Annotated in this window: 18 protein-coding genes; 10 read left to right on the top strand and 8 right to left on the bottom strand. The window is 57.1% G+C overall.

The window, feature by feature from the left end; translation table 11 throughout:
• Positions 1 to 19: 19 nt before the first annotated feature.
• Together clpA and clpS are read right to left on the bottom strand one after the other, a co-directional pair.
• Positions 20 to 2,299, bottom strand: coding sequence for an ATP-dependent Clp protease ATP-binding subunit ClpA (gene clpA, locus DTA24_RS19320; protein ID WP_012542332.1), 2,280 nt, complete (start codon positions 2,297 to 2,299; stop codon positions 20 to 22).
• A gap of 30 nt (positions 2,300 to 2,329) precedes the next feature.
• Positions 2,330 to 2,647: an ATP-dependent Clp protease adapter ClpS gene (gene clpS / locus DTA24_RS19325; RefSeq protein ID WP_002896520.1), complete on the bottom strand. Its 318-nt coding sequence runs from the start codon at positions 2,645 to 2,647 to the stop codon at positions 2,330 to 2,332.
• 325 nt (positions 2,648 to 2,972) lie between these two features.
• Here clpS and cspD point away from each other — a divergent pair, with 325 nt between their 5' ends.
• Positions 2,973 to 3,194 (top strand): cold shock-like protein CspD, encoded by a 222-nt coding sequence (gene cspD / locus DTA24_RS19330; protein ID WP_002896516.1) that lies wholly within the window; start codon positions 2,973 to 2,975, stop codon positions 3,192 to 3,194.
• Positions 3,195 to 3,260: 66 nt separating this feature from the next.
• Here cspD and macB read toward each other — a convergent pair whose 3' ends face one another.
• The 3 genes from macB to DTA24_RS19345 form a co-directional block, all read right to left on the bottom strand.
• The gene (gene macB, locus DTA24_RS19335; RefSeq protein WP_072125349.1) at positions 3,261 to 5,201 is read right to left on the bottom strand and encodes a macrolide ABC transporter ATP-binding protein/permease MacB; all 1,941 of its coding nucleotides are present in this window, start codon (positions 5,199 to 5,201) and stop codon (positions 3,261 to 3,263) included.
• Positions 5,198 to 6,313, bottom strand: a complete 1,116-nt coding sequence (macA, locus tag DTA24_RS19340) for a macrolide transporter subunit MacA (protein ID WP_123837030.1) — start codon at positions 6,311 to 6,313, stop codon at positions 5,198 to 5,200. Before macA ends, macB begins: the two co-directional genes overlap by 4 nt.
• A 137-nt stretch (positions 6,314 to 6,450) precedes the next feature.
• A complete protein-coding gene (locus tag DTA24_RS19345; RefSeq protein ID WP_008805837.1) occupies positions 6,451 to 8,109 on the bottom strand; it encodes an ATP-dependent endonuclease in 1,659 nt (552 codons plus the stop codon).
• A 419-nt stretch (positions 8,110 to 8,528) separates the two neighbouring features.
• Here DTA24_RS19345 and aqpZ point away from each other — a divergent pair, with 419 nt between their 5' ends.
• From aqpZ to hcr, 4 genes are all read left to right on the top strand, one after another.
• On the top strand, positions 8,529 to 9,224 hold the full coding sequence (gene aqpZ / locus DTA24_RS19350; protein WP_002896434.1) for an aquaporin Z: 696 nt from the start codon (positions 8,529 to 8,531) through the stop codon (positions 9,222 to 9,224).
• A 115-nt stretch (positions 9,225 to 9,339) separates the two neighbouring features.
• Complete coding sequence (locus DTA24_RS19355; protein WP_123837031.1) at positions 9,340 to 10,239, top strand: lysine exporter LysO family protein; 900 nt, start codon at positions 9,340 to 9,342, stop codon at positions 10,237 to 10,239.
• A gap of 143 nt (positions 10,240 to 10,382) precedes the next feature.
• Complete coding sequence (gene hcp / locus DTA24_RS19360; protein ID WP_123837032.1) at positions 10,383 to 12,035, top strand: hydroxylamine reductase; 1,653 nt, start codon at positions 10,383 to 10,385, stop codon at positions 12,033 to 12,035.
• A 10-nt stretch (positions 12,036 to 12,045) separates the two neighbouring features.
• A complete protein-coding gene (gene hcr, locus DTA24_RS19365) occupies positions 12,046 to 13,014 on the top strand; it encodes an NADH oxidoreductase (RefSeq protein ID WP_049162167.1) in 969 nt (322 codons plus the stop codon).
• A gap of 207 nt (positions 13,015 to 13,221) precedes the next feature.
• Here the strand turns inward: hcr and DTA24_RS19375 are convergent, their stop codons facing one another.
• Complete coding sequence (locus DTA24_RS19375; protein WP_016160554.1) at positions 13,222 to 13,656, bottom strand: DoxX family protein; 435 nt, start codon at positions 13,654 to 13,656, stop codon at positions 13,222 to 13,224.
• 151 nt (positions 13,657 to 13,807) lie between these two features.
• On the opposite strand from DTA24_RS19375, the gene poxB reads away from it, so the two are divergent.
• The 4 genes from poxB (at position 13,808) to DTA24_RS19395 (ending at position 19,120) form a co-directional block, all read left to right on the top strand.
• On the top strand, positions 13,808 to 15,526 hold the full coding sequence (gene poxB, locus DTA24_RS19380; protein ID WP_123837033.1) for a ubiquinone-dependent pyruvate dehydrogenase: 1,719 nt from the start codon (positions 13,808 to 13,810) through the stop codon (positions 15,524 to 15,526).
• A 38-nt stretch (positions 15,527 to 15,564) separates the two neighbouring features.
• The gene (gene ltaE / locus DTA24_RS19385; RefSeq protein ID WP_012542339.1) at positions 15,565 to 16,566 is read left to right on the top strand and encodes a low-specificity L-threonine aldolase; all 1,002 of its coding nucleotides are present in this window, start codon (positions 15,565 to 15,567) and stop codon (positions 16,564 to 16,566) included.
• A gap of 10 nt (positions 16,567 to 16,576) precedes the next feature.
• Positions 16,577 to 18,019: an SDR family oxidoreductase gene (locus DTA24_RS19390; protein WP_023322270.1), complete on the top strand. Its 1,443-nt coding sequence runs from the start codon at positions 16,577 to 16,579 to the stop codon at positions 18,017 to 18,019.
• A gap of 87 nt (positions 18,020 to 18,106) precedes the next feature.
• A complete protein-coding gene (locus DTA24_RS19395) occupies positions 18,107 to 19,120 on the top strand; it encodes an NAD-dependent epimerase/dehydratase family protein (RefSeq protein WP_117113914.1) in 1,014 nt (337 codons plus the stop codon).
• Here the strand turns inward: DTA24_RS19395 and DTA24_RS19400 are convergent.
• Both DTA24_RS19400 and DTA24_RS19405 read right to left on the bottom strand, forming a co-directional pair.
• Entirely contained in the window at positions 19,117 to 19,947 is an 831-nt protein-coding gene (locus DTA24_RS19400) for an N-acetylmuramoyl-L-alanine amidase (protein WP_008805827.1), read from the bottom strand. The two genes, DTA24_RS19395 and DTA24_RS19400, sit on opposite strands and share 4 nt — an antisense overlap.
• Before the next feature lie 31 nt (positions 19,948 to 19,978).
• Positions 19,979 to 21,118 (bottom strand): GGDEF domain-containing protein, encoded by a 1,140-nt coding sequence (locus DTA24_RS19405; protein ID WP_016160551.1) that lies wholly within the window; start codon positions 21,116 to 21,118, stop codon positions 19,979 to 19,981.
• 361 nt (positions 21,119 to 21,479) lie between these two features.
• On the opposite strand from DTA24_RS19405, the gene yahO reads away from it, so the two are divergent.
• Positions 21,480 to 21,752, top strand: a complete 273-nt coding sequence (yahO, locus tag DTA24_RS19410; protein WP_008805825.1) for a DUF1471 family periplasmic protein YahO — start codon at positions 21,480 to 21,482, stop codon at positions 21,750 to 21,752.
• Positions 21,753 to 21,924: the final 172 nt, after the last annotated feature.

A 21,924-nucleotide genomic window follows, 5' to 3' on the forward strand; every position in this document is an offset into this window, starting at 1 on the left:
TTACGTTGAAGACATCGCTTTAGTGGGCGGCTTCCGGTTTGTGCTTCTGCGCGCTCTGGAAATCGTAGGTCAGCGCATTCTTCGCGCTGTCCAGAGACACTGTCACCTGGCCACCATCGACCAGCGAGCCGAACAGCAGCTCGTTCGCCAGCGGCTTTTTCAGGTTGTCCTGAATGACGCGTCCCATTGGACGTGCACCCATCGCCCGGTCGTAACCTTTCTCCGCCAGCCAGTCGCGCGCTTCCTGACTGACTTCCAGGGAGACGCCTTTCTGGTCCAGCTGGACCTGCAGCTCGACGATAAACTTGTCGACAACCTGATGGATCACCGTGGTAGAGAGATGATCGAACCAGATAATGTTGTCGAGGCGGTTACGGAACTCCGGCGTAAAGATCTTCTTGATCTCATCCATTGCATCCGGACTGTTGTCCTGCTGAATAAGGCCAATCGATTTACGCTCAGTTTCCCGCACCCCGGCGTTAGTGGTCATCACCAGCACCACGTTGCGGAAGTCCGCTTTACGCCCGTTGTTATCGGTCAGCGTACCGTTATCCATCACCTGCAGCAGCAGGTTGAACACATCCGGATGCGCTTTTTCGATCTCATCAAGCAGCAGCACCGCGTGCGGATGTTTAATCACCGCATCGGTCAGCAGCCCGCCCTGATCGAAGCCAACGTAGCCCGGAGGCGCCCCGATTAAACGGCTGACGGTATGACGTTCCATATATTCGGACATGTCAAAACGCAGCAGCTCAATACCCAGCGCCTTCGCCAGCTGCACGGTCACTTCGGTTTTCCCGACCCCGGTAGGCCCGGCGAACAGGAATGACCCAACCGGCTTGTGCTCATGGCCCAGCCCGGCGCGCGCCATTTTGATGGCTTCGGTCAGCGCCTCAATGGCTTTATCCTGACCGAAGACCAGCATTTTCAGACGGTCGCCAAGGTTTTTCAGCGTATCGCGATCGCTCTGGGAGACGCTCTTCTCAGGGATCCGCGCAATCCGCGCCACCACTGACTCGATATCCGCCACATTGACCGTTTTCTTACGCTTGCTGACCGGCATTAAGCGCGCCCGCGCGCCCGCTTCGTCAATGACGTCAATTGCCTTATCCGGCAGATGACGATCGTTAATGTATTTTACCGCCAGCTCAACCGCCGCACGCACCGCCTTAGCGGTATAACGCACGTCATGGTGCGCTTCGTACTTCGGCTTCAGGCCGTTGATAATCTGCACCGTCTCTTCCACCGACGGTTCGGTGATATCGATCTTCTGGAAACGACGGGCCAGCGCACGATCTTTCTCAAAGATGTTGCTGAACTCCTGGTAGGTGGTGGAGCCGATCACCCGGATCTTGCCGCTGGAAAGCAGCGGTTTAATCAGGTTAGCCGCATCGACCTGGCCGCCAGAAGCCGCCCCCGCACCGATAATGGTGTGGATTTCATCAATAAACAGGATGCTGTTGGTATCCTGCTCCAGCTGTTTGAGCAACGCTTTGAAGCGTTTTTCAAAATCGCCACGATATTTGGTCCCTGCCAGCAAAGAGCCAATGTCGAGCGAGTAGATGGTGCAGTCGGCCATCACTTCCGGCACATCGCCCTGCACAATGCGCCAGGCAAGGCCTTCGGCGATCGCAGTTTTACCGACGCCGGATTCACCCACCAGCAATGGGTTATTTTTACGGCGACGGCACAGGACCTGAATCGCACGCTCCAGCTCTTTTTCACGGCCGATCAGGGGATCAATGCCGCCGACGCGAGCAAGCTGATTGAGGTTGGTGGTGAAGTTTTCCATACGTTCCTCCCCGCCGGCTTGCTCTTCATTGCCAGGCTGGCTTCCGCTGTTATCGGAAGACTGGCTCGGCTCGTCTTTGCGTGTACCATGAGAAATGAAGTTCACCACATCGAGTCGGCTGACTTCATGTTTACGCAGCAGGTAAGCGGCCTGCGACTCCTGCTCGCTGAAAATGGCCACCAGTACGTTGGCGCCGGTCACTTCGCTGCGGCCAGAAGATTGCACGTGGAAGACGGCGCGCTGCAGCACACGCTGGAAGCTCAGCGTCGGCTGGGTGTCGCGCTCTTCTTCCGTGGCTGGCAGGACGGGTGTGGTTTGTTCGATGAAGGCTTCAAGTTCCTGACGCAATGCCACCAGGTCCACTGAACACGCTTCCAGGGCCTCACGGGCCGAGGGGTTGCTTAGCAGAGCCAGCAGCAAGTGCTCGACGGTCATAAACTCATGACGGTGCTCGCGCGCTCTGGCGAAAGCCATATTTAAACTGAGTTCCAGTTCTTGATTGAGCATAGGCACCTCCCCCAATTTTCATGCCTGTATTCAGGCTTTTTCCAGCGTACACAGCAATGGATGCTCGTTCTCCCTCGCGTACTGATTCACCATAGCGACTTTGGTCTCCGCCACTTCCGCGGTAAACACGCCACAAATCGCCTTACCTTCATAGTGAACCGTGAGCATCAGTTGCGTTGCACGTTCAACATCATAAGAAAAGAATTTTTGTAACACGTCAATAACAAACTCCATTGGAGTGTAGTCATCATTGACTAATATCACTTTATACATAGATGGCGGTTTAATCGCATCACGAACTTCGTCGTCAACCAGGTGCTCGAAGTCCAGCCAATCTCTCTTACTCATCGTCAGTGTTCATCATCGGTTGCTGTTGCCAACAGGCGGAGGCCTGTCGATGACCAGAGGTTATGCTCATCACAAATCTACAACAGATCATAAATAACTATCATCTATCGCTTCTATCCGCGACGGCTGTCACATTCCCCGGCAATAGCGTTAACTGCTTCAAATTTTGACGCATTTTTCGCCGTTCCCCCTCCTCAATCGCTTGACGCGTTTTCGTATTTCTCTAAATTGTAGTGGCGAGAGTTGGCGAGCAATTGAACAACTCGTCACTCCACCACCGGTTCATTCCATCTTACTTATAAAGATTTACGAAGGATGTCGAAGTATGGAAATGGGTACTGTTAAGTGGTTCAACAATGCCAAAGGGTTCGGTTTTATCTGCCCTGAGGGCGGCGGCGAAGACATTTTCGCCCATTACTCCACCATCCAGATGGATGGTTACAGAACGCTAAAAGCCGGACAAGCCGTTCGGTTTGATGTTCACCAGGGGCCAAAAGGCAACCACGCCAGCGTGATCGTCCCTGTGGAAGCGGAAACGGCTGCATAACTCTTTTGCTTCATTGTGTACATCCTGCTAATAAAATGCCAGTCCTTCTGACTGGCATTTTTATTTCTATTCGCGTGCCAGCGCATCCACCGGATCGAGCCGTGCCGCGTTGCGCGCTGGCAGCCAACCAAACAGCACCCCGGTCAACGTCGAACAGAGAAAAGCCGTTAGCAGAGCCAGCGGGGAAAAACCGATCTCCCAGCCGGGCAGAAACAGCTGCAGAATAAATGCGATCATCAGCGATAACGTGACCCCCAGCGCGCCACCGACCAGGCAAACCAGCACCGCTTCGATGAGAAACTGCTGCAGTACATCGCTGGCCCGCGCGCCAACCGCCATGCGGATGCCGATTTCGCGCGTCCGTTCGGTCACCGACACCAGCATAATATTCATTACACCAATACCGCCAACCACCAGGGCAATCACCGCCACCAATGTCAGGAACAGCTGTAAGGTATGTGTGGTCCTTTCTGCGGTTTTCAAGATGCTGTCCATATTCCAGGTGAATACATCTTTTTTACCATGCCGCAGCTCCAGTAGACGCAGCAGCTGTTTCTCCGCGGTTTCACTGTCATAACCTTCATGAACGCGTACCGTAATGGAGTTCAGCCACGACTGGCCCATCACTCTTCCCGCCATGGTGGTGTAAGGCAACCAGACGCGGAGAATTTTACTGCTGCCAAACATTGACTGTTTTTCATCCGCGACGCCGATCACCGTGGCCGGCATATTGCCCACCAGAATCACCTCGCCCACCACTTTCGCTTTATTGGGAAACAGCTGGCGACGGGTATTGCTGTCGAGCACTACCACCTGCGCCCGACTGTTGAGCTGCAGTTCATTAAAGGTATTGCCTTCGCTGAAGGTCATGCCGTAAACATTAAAGTACTGCGGCCCGACCCCCTCCGCGCTGGCGGCAACGTCAATATTGTTGGCGCGCAGGCGCAGGCTTTTCGATACCGCCGGCGTGGCGGAACGCACCCATGGCTGTTTCTGGATCGCCAGCAAATCGTCATACTTCAGCGCCTGCTGATAACGCGGGTCGTCATCGCCAAAATCCTTTCCGGGATAGACATCGATGGTATTGGTGCCGATGGCGCGAATATCCGCCAGCACCATCTGTTTGGCGGCATCACCGACCACCACGATCGATACCACCGACGCAATGCCGATAATAATGCCGAGCATAGTCAGCAGGGTACGCATTTTATTCGCCGCCATCGCCCGCCACGCCATAACCAGCGCTTCGCGAAAGCCACTGGTAAACTGACGCCACGCCGAGGGTTCCGGCTGCTGACGGGCGCGCAGCCCACCGCCCTGGCGGCTGCCGGGCGGATTGCGGACGATCTCGCCATCGCGGATCTCAATGATCCGTTCCGCCTGGCCCGCGACCTGCGGATCGTGGGTGACAATGATGACCGTATGGCCCTGAGCTTTGAGCTGATGCAGGATCGCCATCACCTCTTCGCCGGAATGGCTGTCCAGCGCGCCGGTCGGTTCATCCGCCAGAATCACTTCCCCGCCGTTCATCAGCGCACGGGCGATACTCACCCGCTGCTGCTGGCCGCCAGACAGTTGCGACGGCTGATAGTCAGCCCGATCGCCAAGCCCCAGACGCACCAGCAGATCATGGGCGCGCGCCAGGCGTGCCCGTCGCTCGCTGCCGGCATACACCGCAGGCACTTCAACGTTCTGCGCGGCGGTAAGATGTGACAGCAAGTGGTAGCGTTGAAAGATAAAACCAAAGTGTTCCCGCCGCAGCCGAGCCAGCGCATCGCCATTCAACTGCGCGATATCGGTTCCCGCCACCCGGTAGGTGCCGCTGGTCGGTTTGTCGAGACAGCCGAGAATATTCATCAGCGTCGATTTGCCCGAGCCGGAGGCACCCACGATCGCCACCATCTCCCCCGCATTGATGCTGAGGGTGATCCCCTTCAGTACCTCAACGCTGCCGTCGCCGGAAGGGTAGCTGCGACGAATATCACGCAGCTCAAGCAGCGCCGTCATTTTGCCGCCCCGCTCGCGCTCTCGCCGACGATCACTTCATCTCCCTCATCCAGCCCCTGCACCACCGCGACGTCGGTATCGTTGCGGGCGCCAATGGCAACCTCACGCTCTTTTACCTCGCCGGTGCGCAACAACCGGACGTGATAGCGGTTATCACCCACCGCGTCACCCAGGGCGCTCAGCGGGATGGTAATCACGTTTTTCACCTCGGCCAGCTGGATATGCACCTGCGCGGTCATGTCGAGACGCAGGATGCCCTGCGGATTCGGCACCTCGAAGCGGGCATAGTAGAAGATGGCGTCATTGACTTTTTCCGGCGTCGGCAAAATGTCTTTCAGCGTGCCGTCATAGCGAGTCAGCGGATCCCCCAGCACGGTAAACCACGCCTTTTGCCCCGGTCTGAGGTGGATGACATCCGCTTCAGAGACCTGCGCTTTGACCAGCATGGTGCTGAGATCCGCCAGCGTCAGAATGTTCGGCGCCTGCTGGGCGGCGATCACCGTCTGTCCCTGCAGGGTGGTAATTTGCGTCACTTCGCCAGCCATCGGCGCCAGGATCCGCGTGTAGTCGAGGTTGGTCTTCGCGGTGTCGAGCGTCGCCTGGTTACGCTTAATTTGCGCTTCAATAGTGCCGATCTGCGCTTGTTTCACCGCCAGATCGGTGGCCGCGGTATCAAGGTCCTGTCGCGAGACCAGCTGGCGCTGCGCCAGCTGCTGCTGACGGGCCAGAGTCACCTGCGCCAGTTTGCTCTCCGCGCGCGCCTGATTGAGCTGGGCACGCAGTTCCATCAGCGTCGCTTCAACCTCTTTAATTTGGTTTTGCGCCTGCTCCGGATCGATAACCCCCAGCAACTGGTCCTTTTTGACCTTATCGCCGATATTGACGTGCAGCGTTTTCAGCTGTCCGCTGACCTGGGCGCCGACGTCAACTTTCCGCAGGGCATCCAGCTTACCGGTGGCCAGCACGCTCTGCTGGAGGTCACCTTTGCGCACCACCAGCGTCTGGTAGTTCGGCAGCGGCGCATTCAGGATCCGCCATCCCCAGACGGCCAGACCCAGCACAACGATCGCTAACAACCACCAGATTGTCCTGCGTTTTCCCTTCACTTTCATTATCCGATTCCTGCTGTTTCCCTGCCGCTCCAGACGGTGATTCTATCCAAACCCGTCGACAACAGAACACCCATTTTTAACGTTGCTTACGTTTTGTTTAGCTACCGGAGAGCTTTGCGCCAGCCCTACGGCGCAGGTTAATCTGCACGACCACGAGCCAGCCACAGTACCCGCGAGAACATTTTCTTTAACAGCGTCGGCACCGCGTCCACCCCGCGTCGGCCGGCCTCCATCGCCACCTCAATCGCCAGGTCGGGCTTGGATGAACGATGGATGGCCTTGGTGATCACCCGCCGCATATTCATAGGGACATTATCCGGGATCTGCGCCACCCGGTGATAAACGTCATCAAATCCCTGGCGATACATAAAGTGCTCCATATCCATCGCGGGCAGGCTCGTCAAATGGTCACGCTCCAGCTCGCGATCGTTATTCAGCAGGCCGAGCACGGTGGCGGCATATTTTTTCCCCGCCTCATCGCCATCCACCAGCACGTGCCACTGGATCCCCATCCGGCGGGCAAATTTGATCAGTGGTTTAAGGCCTGACTGGGCGAACTCGATCACCTTCACGCCCTCGGCATCAAAATGATGGCCACACTGGCGGGCCAGTTCGTTGATAACCCAGGTCTCCGTCTCCCCTTCCACCAGCAGCCAACAGCGGGCGAAGAGCGATGAGGCGCGATTGAAGCGAATATGGAAGGCGATACGCCGGCTGTCTTCGGCATTCATTCCGCCGGGTCCCAGCCGCCATGCCGACACCCTCGACGACTCACGAACCAGTCGACAGACCTGCTCCACCGGCGTCAGGGACAACAGCTCCCCGGAGTTGGTGGTGGTCACGCGCTGCAGCGGCAATAAATTCAGCAGGTGCCAGGCGACAGAGAGCATAATCGGATGCAAACGCGTCTCCGGATCTTCAATCAGCAACAGCGGCCGCGCGTCGCGATCGAGGCGCACCGTACCTTTTGCCTGCAGGAGGGTGGAAAACAGCCCCAGCAGAATCACCCGATGGCTGCGCCCGCCGGGTTTATCGATCATCCGGTTGATAATATCCAGATAGCGCCAGCTGCGCTGCTCATCATGGGAGCGCCGCCGCATCAGACGATGCCGCGTCTGGGCGCTGCTTTGCTCGGCAAAGTAATGCTCCAGCAGCTGCACCATGGCCGACAACCCCTCGCGGATCTGACCGTCCGATAAATTTTGCGGATGGCTGACCAGCTCCCGGGAGAGAAAATCGAGCTGGCGGGCGGTGATCTCTATCTGCGGCGAATGCGGTACCGTCCCGTTATGGATACGCCGCATAAAGCGCGCGTCGCGCAGGCGCAGCACCGGCATCAGACGCACCAGGTGTCTGGCCAGATCATCAATATCCTCAACCGCCAGCGCTTCGCCTTCGCCATCGATAAAGCTCCGCAGGGTCATCACGCTGTCGTCATCGGCTAGCTCGCCTTCCAGACGATAGAACACCCGATGATAACCATCGTCACAAGGTACCCAGCAGCGCTGAAGCGGACGAAAACGCCGGACCCGATGGCGCCCAGGTTCGGTTTCACGGAAGGTCAGGATAATATGCAAATGGTGCTCGCGCCCCTGGATGTCGCCCGGGGGAAACCAGAAGTCATCGCGTACAAAGTGATAAAGATCGAACTCAGGGGACAAAAGCAGGGTCAGCGCATCAAGCAGACTGGACTTCCCCCACGCGTTCTCCCCGATCAGGACGTTATTTTGCTCCAGCATCAACGACAAACGATTGATACCGCGAAAACCGACGATTTCTACGCGCTCAAGAAGCATATCCCCTCCGCTAAACCACTACTCTCCTTCAGTAATCAACAGTATAGCGAGGGCGACGGCAAGATGACACTCTGCTTAATCGCATCCGTGGCTCATATTCAGCGGATTAAATATATTCATAAAATTACTCACTTATCGCCTATTACCGGCTGTTGATTATTCATCAAACAAAATAGTTTTATTTCAGGCGTTATGATCTACACTATTGATAATCTTCCACGGATAAAGGAAAGACTACACTGGCAAACGGAATCCCTTCACCTTGCCCTAAATCAAATAATATCAATATATTTAACTGGCTCTGGGATGGCGATTATCTCTAGAATAACGCCGCTTTATTTTTATCGTCATCCCTTATCACGATAAATAAAGACCGGCACGGTCCGCTCGTGCGCGCATACAATTTAATTGAGGTGGTTATGTTCAGAAAATTAGCAGCAGAATGCTTCGGCACTTTCTGGCTTGTATTTGGTGGCTGCGGTAGCGCCGTGCTTGCCGCAGCCTTCCCTGAGCTCGGTATTGGTTTTGCCGGCGTCGCGCTGGCATTTGGCTTAACGGTATTAACCATGGCATTTGCGGTCGGCCATATTTCCGGGGGGCATTTCAACCCGGCGGTGACCCTGGGCCTGTGGGCCGGCGGCCGTTTCCCGGCGAAAGAAGTCATTGGCTATATTATCGCTCAGGTGGTCGGCGGCATTATTGCCGCGGCGGTGCTGTACGTGGTGGCCAGCGGTAAAGCCGGCTTTGATGCCGCCGCCAGCGGATTTGCCTCCAATGGCTATGGCGAACACTCCCCGGGCGGCTTCTCCATGCTGTCGGCTATCGTCATTGAAATTGTCCTGACCTGCGGCTTCCTGCTGGTTATTCATGGCGCGACCGATAAACATGCCCCGGCGGGCTTTGCCCCCATCGCTATCGGCCTGGCGCTGACCCTCATCCATTTGATCAGCATTCCGGTCACCAACACCTCGGTCAACCCGGCGCGCAGCACCGCGGTAGCCATTTTCCAGGGCGGCTGGGCGCTGCAGCAGCTGTGGCTGTTCTGGGTCATGCCGATCGTCGGCGGGATCCTCGGCGGCGTGCTGTATCGCACCCTGCTGGAAAAACGCGATTAATCCTTTGTAAAGCCCGGGTTTCCGGGCTTTTTCTTTCTGGTGACAGCTTTACTCGGCCCGGTGATTTGGGTAGTGTCATGGGCGCTATTCTCATTATGCAAGGGCTGCATCGTTCATGTTCTCGGGACTCTTCATCATTCTGTTGCCGCTGGTTGTCGGCTATCTGGTGCCACTTCATCAACCCTCCGCGCTAAAACTGATTAACCGGATGCTCAGCTGGATTGTCTATGTCATCCTTTTCTTTATGGGGATCAGCCTGGCATTCCTCGACAATCTGGCAAGCAACCTGCTGGCCATATTGCATTACGCTGCAGTGAGCGTGGTCATCATTTTACTGTGTAATATTGCCGCCCTGTTGTGGCTGGAAAGTAAAATGCCATGGCGCAGTCAGCATCGGCAGGAGAAATTACCTTCGCGCCTGGCCATGGCCCTGGAATCGCTGCAGCTGTGCGGCGTGGTGGTGCTCGGTTTTCTGCTCGGCCTGACCGGCCTGTCTTTTTTACAGCACGCGACCGAAGCCAGCGAATATACGCTGATCTTTCTCCTGTTCCTCGTCGGTATTCAATTACGCAATAATGGAATGAGTCTGCGACAAATAGTCCTTAACCGTCGGGGAATGATCGTCGCCGTGGTGGTTATGGCCAGTTCATTACTTGGCGGGATACTTAACGCCTTTATTCTCGGTCTGCCGTTAAAGACCGGTCTGGCGATGGCGAGCGGTTTCGGCTGGTATTCGCTCTCCGGTATTTTACTCACTGAATCCTTTGGCCCGGTGATCGGCAGTGCGGCGTTCTTTAACGATCTGTGTCGTGAGCTGCTGGCTATCATGTTAATTCCGGGCCTTGTTCGCCGCAGCCGCTCCACAGCGCTGGGGCTGTGCGGCGCCACTTCGATGGACTTCACCTTACCGGTACTCCAGCGTTCCGGCGGCGTCGAGATTGTTCCTGCCGCCATCGTGCACGGTTTTCTGCTTAGCCTGCTGGTCCCGATCCTGATCGCCTTTTTTACCGCCTGAATACCCGCTGGCGGCAGACTTACTGCCGCCAAATTTGCGCTAAATCAATCTCCCTTTAAGTTGTATCAGAAATGCCTTTTCACCTTGTGCCATGCGGCATAACCTTAAACATGTATATTAAATATAACTTTAAAGGTGTGACCATGTTTTGTGTGCAATGTGAACAAACCATTCGTACCCCAGCCGGCAACGGCTGCTCTTACGCGCAGGGGATGTGCGGTAAAACAGCGGAAACCTCCGATCTGCAGGATCTGCTGATTGCGTCACTGCAAGGCCTGTCCGCCTGGGCGCTCAAGGCCCGCGAATATGGCATTATCGATCATGAGGTCGACAGTTTCGCCCCCCGCGCCTTCTTCTCCACCCTGACCAACGTCAACTTCGATTCTCCACGCATCGTCGGCTACGCCCGCCAGGCGATTGCCCTGCGTGAAGCGCTGAAAGCGCAGTGCCAGAACCTCGACGCCAGCGCCGCGGTTGATAACCCGGTAGCCGATTTACACCTGGTCAGCGACGATCTGGGTGACCTGCAGCGTCAGGCGGCAGACTATGCCCCAAATAAAGATAAAGCCGCCATCGGCGAGAATATTCTCGGTCTGCGTCTGCTGTGCCTGTACGGCCTGAAAGGCGCGGCGGCCTATATGGAGCACGCCCACGTACTCGGCCAGTACGACAACGCGATTTATGCCCAGTACCATAAAATCATGGCATGGCTGGGAACCTGGCCGGCGGATATGAACGCGCTGCTGGAATGTTCGATGGAAATCGGCCAGATGAACTTCCAGGTGATGAGCATCCTTGACGCTGGTGAAACCACTAAATATGGCCACCCGACGCCGACTCAGGTGAACGTTAAAGCCACCGAAGGGAAGTGCATCCTGATCTCCGGCCATGATCTGAAAGATCTGTATAACCTGCTTGAGCAGACGGAAGGCACCGGCGTTAACGTCTATACCCACGGCGAAATGCTGCCGGCGCACGGCTATCCGGAGCTGCGTAAATTCAAACATCTGATCGGCAACTACGGCAGCGGCTGGCAAAACCAGCAAGTGGAATTCGCCCGCTTCCCGGGCCCTATCGTGATGACCTCGAACTGCATCATCGACCCCACCGTCGGCGCCTACGACGACCGCATCTGGACCCGCAGCATCGTCGGCTGGCCGGGCGTGAACCATCTGGAAGGTGAAGACTTCGCCCCGGTTATCACCCAGGCGCAGCAGATGGCGGGCTTCCCGTACAGCGAAATCCCGCATCTGATCACCGTCGGCTTTGGCCGTCAGACCCTGCTTGGCGCGGCGGATACGCTGATCGATCTGGTCAGCCGTGAAAAACTGCGCCATATCTTCCTCGTCGGCGGCTGCGACGGCGCCCGCGGGGAGCGTAACTACTTCACCGATTTCGCCACCAGCGTGCCGGATGACTGTCTGATCCTGACCCTGGCCTGCGGTAAATACCGCTTCAACAAGCTGGACTTCGGCGATATCGAAGGTCTGCCGCGTCTGATCGACGCCGGGCAGTGCAACGATGCCTACTCGGCAATTATTCTCGCGGTTACGCTGGCGGAAAAACTGGGCTGCGGTGTTAACGACCTACCGCTGTCGCTGGTGCTCTCCTGGTTCGAACAGAAAGCGATCGTCATTCTGCTGACGCTGCTGTCGCTGGGGGTGAAAAACATCGTCACCGGCCCGACGGCGCCTGGCTTCTTCACCCCGGATCTGCTGGCGGTCCTCAATGAGAAGTTTGGTCTGCGGTCCGTGACCACCGTGGAACAAGATATGCAGCAGCTGCTGAGCGCTTAAGGAGTCCCTGATGACCATGCCAACCTCCCAGTGCCCGTGGCGGATGCAGGTTCACCACATTCACCAGGAAACCCCGGACGTGTGGACCCTTTCGCTGCTGTGCCACGATTACTATCCGTACCGCGCCGGCCAGTATGCCCTGGTCAGCGTGCGTCACTCGGCGGAAACGCTGCGCGCCTATACCCTTTCCTCCACGCCGGGGGTCAGCGAGTACATTACGCTGACCGTTCGCCGTATTGACGAGGGCGCGGGTTCGCAGTGGTTGACCCGCGAGGTCAAACGCGGCGATTACCTTTGGCTGTCCGATGCGATGGGCGAGTTTACCTGCGACGATAAAGCGGAAGATAAATTCCTGCTGCTGGCCGCCGGCTGCGGCGTAACGCCGATAATGTCGATGCGTCGCTGGCTGGCGAAGTATCGACCGCAGGCCGACGTGCAGGTGATCTATTGCGTGCGTTCGCCGGAGGATGTGATCTTTGCCGAGGAGTGGCGCCAGTATCCGGTCACCCTGGTGGCAGAGCACCATGCCACTCATGGCTTTGTCGCCGGCCGTCTGACCCGGGAGCTGCTGCAGAGCGTGCCGGATTTAGCCAGCCGCACCGTGATGACCTGCGGCCCGGCGCCTTATATGGAGAAGGTCGAGCAGGATGTTGCCGCCCTGGGCGTCACCCGCTTCTTTAAGGAGAAGTTCTTCACCCCGGTGGCGGAAGCCGCGACCAGTGGACTGAAATTTACCAAACTGCAGCCGGCGCGCGAGTTTTACGCGCCGGTGGGCACCACACTGCTTGATGCGCTAGAGAGCAATAAAGTGCCGGTGACCGTCGCCTGCCGCGCCGGCGTCTGCGGCTGCTGTAAAACCAAAGTGGTTTCCGGGAAGTACAGCGTCACCAGCACCATGACGTTAACCGACGCCGAAATCGCCGACGGCTATGTGCTGGCCTGCTCCTGCCATCCGCAGAGCGATCTGGTTCTCGCCTGAGGTCAAAATCCCCGGTGGCGCTACCGCTTACCGGGGCTACAGCGCTGTGCGATTGGGTAGCCCGGAGAAGGCGCAATGCGCCGACTCCGGGAAAATCCCGGGCGACAATAAACGCTCAGGCGACATGAGATAAACATTTTCTCAGACTGAAAAAGTTGCAAACCGGCAACAGTATCGACTTTACGCCCCAGGACAAATGAGGCATTTTTACCGCCAGGCCGACTGGCCGGCCAGCGAATAACGCCCTGCGCCGAGTAGCGCAATCGCCAGCGCGCCAACAAAGAAATAGACCAGGTTCTCAATGGCCCACGCCCCCACTGCATCAAGCGCAAACGTCTTGCCGAGACCGACCATCAGCCACGCCACCACCATGGTGAACGCCAGCACCAGCGCCGCCGGGCGGGTCAGGACGCCGAGAATTAACAAGCAGGGAGCGACCACTTCCCCCACCAGCACACCGTAGGCTATAAACCCCGGCAACCCCTTCGCCACCAGCATGCCGCTGATCCCGCCCACGCCGTCCAGCAGCTTGTGCAGACCGTGAAACAGCATTAACCCGCCGACGGCGAGTCGTAACAAGAGTTTACCGGCGTCGTCATGCGACAGCGTTTTATTTACTGCGTTTAACATTCCCTTAACCATCTGATGTGCTTCCTGTTTTACAACCTGTGAGGTCCCTGAGTATGCACAATTTTTCAGCAATAAAACCAGCAAAAAATAAGGGACAATCAGCAACGTAACCTGCAGTTTCATCTAAGCTTGAAGGCGTTATCACAAAAAGGAGATGGAGATCATGAAACAAACCGTGGCCGCATACATTGCCAAAACGCTGGAACAGGCCGGCGTGAAACGTATCTGGGGCGTCACCGGAGATTCCCTCAATGGATTGAGCGATAGTCTGAACCGCATGGGCACCATCGACTGGATGCCCACCCGGCACGAAGAGGTCGCTGCTTTCGCCGCCGGCGCCGAGGCGCAACTGACCGGCGAGCTGGCGGTCTGCGCCGGCTCCTGCGGACCGGGTAACCTGCATTTGATCAACGGTCTGTTTGACTGTCATCGTAACCATGTACCGGTATTGGCCATTGCCGCCCACATCCCCTCCAGCGAAATCGGCAGCGGCTACTTTCAGGAGACCCATCCTCAGGAGCTGTTCCGAGAATGCAGCCACTACTGCGAGCTGGTCTCCACCCCGGAACAGATTCCGCAGGTGCTGGCCATCGCCATGCGTAAAGCGGTGATTAACCGCGGCGTCTCGGTGGTGGTGCTGCCCGGCGACGTGGCGCTGAAGGCTGCCCCGGAGAGCGCCAGCAGCCACTGGTATCATGCGCCGTTGCCGACGGTCACTCCGGCGGAAGAAGAACTGCGCAAGCTGGCGCAGTTTATTCGCTACTCCAGCAATATCGCGCTCATGTGCGGCAGCGGCTGCGCCGGCGCTCATCAGGAGCTGGTGGAGTTCGCGGCCAAAATTAAAGCCCCCATCGTCCACGCCCTGCGCGGCAAAGAGCACGTGGAGTACGACAATCCGTACGATGTCGGCATGACCGGGCTGATTGGCTTCTCCTCTGGCTTCCACACTATGATGAACGCCGATACCCTGATCCTGCTGGGCACCCAGTTCCCCTATCGCGCCTTCTATCCAACCGACGCCAAAATTATTCAGATCGACATTAACCCCGGCAGCATCGGCGCCCACAGTAAGGTCGATATGGCGCTGGTGGGCGATATTAAATCGACGCTAAAAGCGCTACTGCCGCTGCTGGAAGAGAAAACCGATCGCCACTTCCTGGATAAAGCGCTGGAGCACTATCGCGACGCGCGAAAAGGACTCGACGACCTGGCGAAGCCCAGCGATAAAGCCATTCACCCGCAGTATCTGGCGCAGCAGATCAGTCATTTTGCCGATGAAGACGCCATTTTCACCTGCGATGTCGGCACCCCCACCGTCTGGGCGGCACGCTATCTCAAAATGAACGGCAAACGCCGCCTGCTGGGCTCGTTCAACCACGGCTCAATGGCCAACGCCATGCCGCAGGCCATCGGCGCCCAGGCCACCGCTCCGGAACGGCAGGTAGTGGCCATGTGCGGCGACGGCGGCTTCAGCATGCTGATGGGCGATTTTCTGTCGCTGGCGCAGATGAAGCTGCCGGTGAAAATTGTCATCTTTAACAACAGCGTGCTGGGCTTCGTGGCGATGGAGATGAAGGCCGGGGGCTATCTCACCGACGGTACGGAGCTCCACGATACCAACTTCGCCCGCATCGCCGAGGCCTGCGGTATCAAAGGTATACGCGTTGAAAAAGCCTCCGAGGTGGATGAAGCGCTGCAGACCGCCTTCAGCACCGACGGTCCGGTGCTGGTCGACGTCGTCGTCGCCAAAGAGGAGCTGGCTATCCCGCCGCAGATCAAGCTGGAGCAGGCGAAAGGCTTTAGCCTGTATATGCTGCGGGCGATCATCAGCGGGCGCGGCGATGAGGTCATCGAACTGGCGAAAACCAACTGGCTCAGGTAAAACAGAAGCAATACGTTGAACCAGACCAAGGAAAAGCCGTGATCGATTTACGCAGTGATACCGTTACCCGTCCCGGGCGCGCCATGCTGGAGGCCATGATGGCCGCCCCGGTCGGGGACGATGTGTATGGCGACGACCCTACCGTCAATGAACTGCAGCGCTATGCCGCCGACCTCGCCGGCAAAGAGGCGGCGCTTTTTCTGCCCACCGGCACCCAGGCCAACCTCGTTGGCCTGCTCAGCCACTGCCAGCGCGGCGAAGAGTATATCGTCGGCCAGGGGGCGCATAACTATCTGTACGAAGCCGGCGGTGCGGCAGTACTCGGCAGTATTCAGCCACAGCCGATTGACGCCGCGGCGGATGGTTCGCTGCCGCTGGATAAAGTGGCGGCGAAAATCAAACCCGACGATATCCATTTTGCCCCGACTCGCCTGCTGAGCCTGGAAAACACCCACAACGGTAAGGTGCTGCCGCGCGACTATCTGCAGGAAGCCTGGGCGTTTACCCGCCAGCGCGACCTGGCGCTGCACGTCGACGGCGCGCGTATCTTTAACGCCGTAGTGGCCTACGGCTGCGAACTGCGTGATATTGCCCAATACTGCGACTCCTTCACCATCTGCCTGTCAAAGGGGCTTGGCGCCCCGGTAGGCTCGCTATTGCTGGGCAGCGAGGCGTACATTCGCCGTGCTATCCGCTGGCGGAAAATGGTTGGCGGCGGCATGCGCCAGGCGGGCATACTGGCCGCTGCCGGGCTGTACGCGCTGAAAAATAACGTACAGCGCCTGCAGGAGGATCATGACAACGCCGCGTGGATGGCGGAGCAGCTTCGCGCCATCGGCGCCGACGTCACCCGCCATGATACCAACATGCTGTTTGTGCGCGTTGGCGAAGCGCAGGCCCCGGCGCTCGGCGAGTTTATGCAGGCGCGCGGCGTGTTGATTAACGCCTCGCCTGTTGTCCGTCTGGTCACTCACCTGGATGTCAACCGTCAGCAGCTGAGCGAGGTGGTCGCTCACTGGCAGGCTTTTTTACAGCGCTAAGGAGTCAGGCGTGTCGCAATCGGTTCTGGTGCTCGGCGCCAGCGGCTATATTGGCCAGCATTTGGTGCGCGAGTTAAGCGCGCGGGGTTATCCAGTGCTGGCGGCGGCACGCCACATCGACCGACTGCAAAAACTCGATTTGCCCGGCGTCACCTGTCGGTCAGTCGATCTTAATCAGCCGCAGGCTCTGCCTGCACTGCTCGCCGGCATCGATACCCTTTATTATCTGGTACACGGTATGGGCGAAGGCGGCGATTTTATCGCCCATGAACGCCGGGTGGCCACGCATGTGCGCGATGCCCTGCGTCAGTCGTCAGTGCGCCAGGTGATATTTCTCAGTTCGCTGCAGGCCCCGGCGCAGGAACAATCTGACCATCTGCGCGCCCGCCAGGTGACCGGTGAGGTCCTGCGTGAGTCGGGCGTGCCGGTGACCGAACTGCGGGCCGGGATTATCGTCGGCGCCGGCTCTGCCGCCTTCGAGGTGATGCGCGATATGGTTTATAACCTGCCAGTGCTCACTCCCCCGCGCTGGGTACGCTCGCGTACCACCCCTGTCGCCCTGGAAAATCTGCTCTTTGACCTGGTTGAGCTGCTGAATCATCCGTCCAACGCGCATCGCGTCTTCGAAGCCGCCGGTCCGGAGGTGTTAAGCTATCAGCAGCAGTTTATCCACTTTATGGCCGTCAGCGGTAAACATCGCCCGCTCATTCCCATTCCCCTGCCGACGCGCTGGATCTCAGTGTGGTTTCTTAACGTTATCACCTCGGTGCCGCCTACCATCGCCAGGGCGCTGATTCAGGGGCTGAAGCACGATCTGATCGCCGACGACCGGGCGCTGCGAGCGCTGATCCCGCAAACGCTGATCCCCTTCGATCAGGCGGTTCGCCGCACGCTGAAAGAAGAAGAGCAGCTGGTAAACTCCAGCGACTGGGGCTACGACGCCCAGGCTTTCGCCCGCTGGCGACCGGAGTACGGCTACTTTCCGAAACAGGCTGGCTGCACCGTCACCACCCAGGCGAGCCGCCAGGCCTTGTGGCAGGTCGTTAACCAAATCGGTGGTAAAGAGGGGTATTTTTTCGGCAATCTGCTGTGGAAAACCCGTGGTGCGATGGACCTGCTGGTCGGCCATCGGTTAGCCAAAGGACGGCCGCAGCGCGACTATCTGCAAACCGGCGATACGGTCGACAGCTGGAAGGTAATTATCGTGGAGGAAGAAAAACAGCTCACCCTGCTGTTCGGTATGAAAGCGCCGGGGCTGGGCCGGTTAAGCTTTACGATAAACGATAAAGGCGACCATCGCGAACTGGACGTGCGCGCCTGGTGGCACCCGCACGGTATGCCCGGACTGATCTACTGGCTGCTGATGATCCCGGCGCACCTGTTTATTTTCCGCGGTATGGCGCAACGCATCGCCCGGCTGGCCGAACAAATCTCAGGCAGAGACCAAGGATAAGCATTATTCTTTCATGATTCTCATTGCATAGTCGGGAGAATCACGGAAAAATGCGCACGAAATTCTTTTCTGGGACAGTAGAGTGATATGAAGGTACTGGTTACCGGTGCGACCAGCGGATTAGGCCGCAACGCAGTGGAATATCTGCGCAATAAGGGCATCAGCGTGAGAGCCACCGGGCGCAACGAAGCGATGGGTAAGCTTCTGAGCAAAATGGGGGCAGAATTCATCCCGGCCGATTTAACCGAGCTGGTCTCTTCGCAGGCTAAAGTGATGCTCGCCGGTATCGATACCCTGTGGCACTGCTCCAGCTTTACCTCGCCCTGGGGCACCCAGCAGGCTTTCGATCTCGCTAACGTCCGCGCCACCCGCCGTCTGGGCGAATGGTCTGTGGCATGGGGGGTACGCAATTTCGTCCATATCTCTTCGCCATCGCTCTATTTCGATTATCACCACCATCGCGATATCCAGGAAGATTTCCGCCCGCATCGCTTCGCCAACGAGTTTGCCCGCAGCAAGGCGGCCAGCGAGGAGGTGATCAACCTGCTGGCGCAGGCCAACCCGCACACCCGTTTTACCATTCTGCGTCCGCAGAGCTTGTTCGGGCCGCACGATAAAGTCTTTATTCCCCGGCTGGCGCAAATGATGCAGCATTATGGCAGCGTCCTGTTGCCGCGTGGCGGCAGCGCGCTGGTCGACATGACCTATTATGAAAACGCCGTGCATGCGATGTGGCTGGCGAGCCAGTCGGCCTGCGATCGTCTTCCTTCCGCCCGCGCGTGGAATATCAGCAACGGCGAACCGCGCACCTTGCGAAGCATCGTGCAGAAACTGATCGACGAGCTGGGCATCAAGTGCCGGATCCGCTCAGTTCCCTACCCGATGCTGGATATTATTGCCCGCAGCATGGAACGTTTTGGCGATAAAACAGCCAAAGAGCCCGCCTTTACCCACTACGGCGTTTCCAAACTTAACTTTGATTTTACGCTCGACATCACCCGCGCGCAGGATGAACTGGGCTATCAGCCGGTGGTGACGCTTGACGACGGCATTGTGCGTACCGCCGCCTGGCTACGCGACCACGGTAAACTTCACCGCTAACCCTGGCCATATTTTTCTAACAGCGCCTCGGCTATCGCTTCAGTTTGCGCATCCGCTACGCCATCCCAGCGCTGCGGACGGAAGTGCATCTGGAAGGCGATAATCACCCGCTTCTTCTGCGCGGGGGTCATCTCCGGCGTCACCTGATAGCCGTAGCGCGCCAGTAAATCCAGCACCACCTCTGGGTCAACGGGATCGCTGGCCGGCCGTCCGTTCAGATAAAAGGCCACTCGCTGCTCGTCAGGCCAGGCGCCAATCCCCTGCTGCGCCAGCTGTTGCCAGGGAAACAGCGGCCCCGGATCGTCTTTACGCTGCGGCGCGATATCGGCATGGGCCACCACGTTCTGCGGCGCGATGTGGTAGCGGGTGATAATATCGCGCGCCAGCGGGATCAGGGCCGCTATCTGTTCCGGATGGAAGGGGGTAAAGCTTTTGACGCCCGCCGTCTTCTGCCAGCCGCGGTTCTCCAGCTCAATGCCGATGGACGTATCATTGATACGCGTACTGCCGCGCCAGTAGCTCACCCCGGCGTGCCAGGCTAAATCCTCTTCCGGCACCAGCTGCCAGATCCGCGGTTTATGCTGATAACGCGGCGGCTGCTCGGGGATTAAATAGTGGGAGCTGACCTCTTTATCGGTCAACGTCGCCAGAGAAACATCAAAATTGTCTGCCGTATAGTGGATCACCAGCACTTTTATTCGCGGATAGGCCGCCTGCGCCGGATGGCGAGTGTCCAGCTGGTATCCATCGCGATCGATAATTCCCTTTTCCCCGGCACAGCCGGTTAACAGCAGCGCCAGCAGGGCGACCTGCGCAATCCGTTTCATCCCCTTTCCCTCGCCCGGCAGTGGAGCCGGGTTAATAAGACCATTGATTACGTCCTTTATTTTTAGCCTGGTACAACGCACTGTCCGCCCGGGCGATCAGCGTCTCCATCGGGACCGTGCCGTCGGAAGCCACCACGCCCATGCTGACGGTCACTACCGCCGCCACTGCAGAGGCTTCATGCGGCAAGGCCGCGTCGTGGATTTTCTGCTGAATGCGCTCGGCAATGACGGTGGCGTGCGCTAAGGAAACCCCCGGCAGCGACACGACAAACTCCTCGCCGCCGTAGCGGGCCACCAAATCGTCCTCAGCCCGCACCGCCATTTTAAGCACCTGCGCGACAGACGATAAGCAGTCATCGCCGGCCTGATGGCCGTAATGGTCGTTATAACGCTTAAAGTAATCGACATCGATCATGATCAGCGCTAACGGCGCTTTTTGCTCCCAGAGCTGCGCCAGAAAAGCATTCAGTGCCCGGCGATTGGCCGTTCCGGTTAAGGCATCCCGGTTAGCGATACTTTCCAGCCGCTGGATAAGCTGCATATTTTCCTGATGCGTATCCCAGGCTTCATCATACCAGCGCTGCAGAATACGCCGTCCATAAAGCAAAATCGCGGTGAAAATAGCCCATAAGGTCAAAAAACGAAATTCACCGTCATAGTGAATCTGCACCCCTGCCAGCAAGGCGGTCACCCACATTGGGAGCATAAAGGCGATAATGCCGGGCCAGTGGTGATAGAGCGCGGTGAGCCCGGTGGTCATTAAAATCACCAGCAGCGGCCAGGCGAAGGGCAAGGTCCAGAAAAAGATAAAACAGTAATTACTCAGGGACCAGCACAGGCTGAGCGCCAGCAGCAGCCCGGTGATGATATTCAGCGTATATCGCCCCTGCGCCAGCCGCGGCGTGACGGCAATAATCACTAAAATGGCCGAAATAATAATAACCGCGATCAGCGCCACTTCGATATAAGGAATAACCGCCCGGTGCGTCAGTAACTTCTTATCAAAATAGGTAAAGATAAAATTGCGGAAGAAAATCATTAACGCAAAAGCGATATTGACAAAGGCCAGCCAGGGCATACTCATGGACAGCGCATGGCGCTGAACATTATCTTTGGTGGCCCACAACGCGGCTCGCTGCTGCCGGGCCTGCTCTCGCTTATTTGTTAACATCTTATCTCCCTGGTGACCTGCATGACCATGGGTGCAGCCCCTGCTGTTCTATATGATAAACCATGTTACAGGGAATGTCTGTCAGCGTCCCGGCCCCTTCTCCTGCGTGCGCCTCAGCTAATTTTCAGCTAACCACAGTAAAAAAAGGTCTTGCGTCGCCTCAATGTTCATTCCGCAAAAAAAAGCAAGCATTATCAATGAGAACCTCGTCATCTTTTCTTTAAAAAAGCGTTAACTAATCGTCATAAAATTGCAGTATTTTGCTTGAAAAAAAAGCGGCGTTAGTACAATCTGAAATCGCTCATTGGTGAGTTAAAACAAGAGCATGATGATAGCAAAATAAACAATGGAGTCTAAAAATATGAAATATGCAGCTTTAGTGGCAGGTGCAGCATTGTTTTTAACGGCGAACGCCTTCTCCGCTGAGATTTTAACGAAAGAAGCCTTTAATAAGGTCCATACGCAATATACCAAAATCGGCACCATTTCCTCTACCGGCCAGACTGCGCCGAGCGATGCCCGTGAAGAGCTGATTAAAAAGGCCGATGAAAAAGGCGCGGACGTTATCGTGCTCTCTTCCGGTAATACCGATAAAAAACTGCACGTTTCCGCTAACATCTATAAGAAGAAGTAATTAATCTTATATCTCAAGAAACATTATCCTATTGTCCGGGTAATGTTTCTTGTTTGCCCAAAAAGTCTGTTTATTTTTAAACGGCGCCTGGTTTTTCCTGCCTGAATATCATTCGGTGATGCGCATTGTCGACTTCCTGCCTTAAGGCCGTTGTCACATCAAGGTCTTAGCT

The organism is Klebsiella sp. P1CD1, from assembly GCF_003790505.1.
Lineage (GTDB): Bacteria > Pseudomonadota > Gammaproteobacteria > Enterobacterales > Enterobacteriaceae > Klebsiella > Klebsiella variicola.

Coding starts and splice junctions, on each gene's coding strand:
- clpS (WP_002896520.1), bottom strand. CDS start 2,647: ATGAGTAAGAGAGATTGGCTGGACTTCGAGCACCTGGTTGACGACGAA.
- aqpZ (WP_002896434.1), top strand. CDS start 8,529: ATGTTCAGAAAATTAGCAGCAGAATGCTTCGGCACTTTCTGGCTTGTA.
- DTA24_RS19395 (WP_117113914.1), top strand. CDS start 18,107: ATGAAGGTACTGGTTACCGGTGCGACCAGCGGATTAGGCCGCAACGCA.
- macA (WP_123837030.1), bottom strand. CDS start 6,313: ATGAAAGTGAAGGGAAAACGCAGGACAATCTGGTGGTTGTTAGCGATC.
- hcp (WP_123837032.1), top strand. CDS start 10,383: ATGTTTTGTGTGCAATGTGAACAAACCATTCGTACCCCAGCCGGCAAC.
- yahO (WP_008805825.1), top strand. CDS start 21,480: ATGAAATATGCAGCTTTAGTGGCAGGTGCAGCATTGTTTTTAACGGCG.
- DTA24_RS19345 (WP_008805837.1), bottom strand. CDS start 8,109: ATGCTTCTTGAGCGCGTAGAAATCGTCGGTTTTCGCGGTATCAATCGT.
- hcr (WP_049162167.1), top strand. CDS start 12,046: ATGACCATGCCAACCTCCCAGTGCCCGTGGCGGATGCAGGTTCACCAC.
- poxB (WP_123837033.1), top strand. CDS start 13,808: ATGAAACAAACCGTGGCCGCATACATTGCCAAAACGCTGGAACAGGCC.
- clpA (WP_012542332.1), bottom strand. CDS start 2,299: ATGCTCAATCAAGAACTGGAACTCAGTTTAAATATGGCTTTCGCCAGA.
- DTA24_RS19375 (WP_016160554.1), bottom strand. CDS start 13,656: ATGGTTAAGGGAATGTTAAACGCAGTAAATAAAACGCTGTCGCATGAC.
- macB (WP_072125349.1), bottom strand. CDS start 5,201: ATGACGGCGCTGCTTGAGCTGCGTGATATTCGTCGCAGCTACCCTTCC.
- cspD (WP_002896516.1), top strand. CDS start 2,973: ATGGAAATGGGTACTGTTAAGTGGTTCAACAATGCCAAAGGGTTCGGT.
- DTA24_RS19405 (WP_016160551.1), bottom strand. CDS start 21,118: ATGTTAACAAATAAGCGAGAGCAGGCCCGGCAGCAGCGAGCCGCGTTG.
- DTA24_RS19355 (WP_123837031.1), top strand. CDS start 9,340: ATGTTCTCGGGACTCTTCATCATTCTGTTGCCGCTGGTTGTCGGCTAT.
- DTA24_RS19400 (WP_008805827.1), bottom strand. CDS start 19,947: ATGAAACGGATTGCGCAGGTCGCCCTGCTGGCGCTGCTGTTAACCGGC.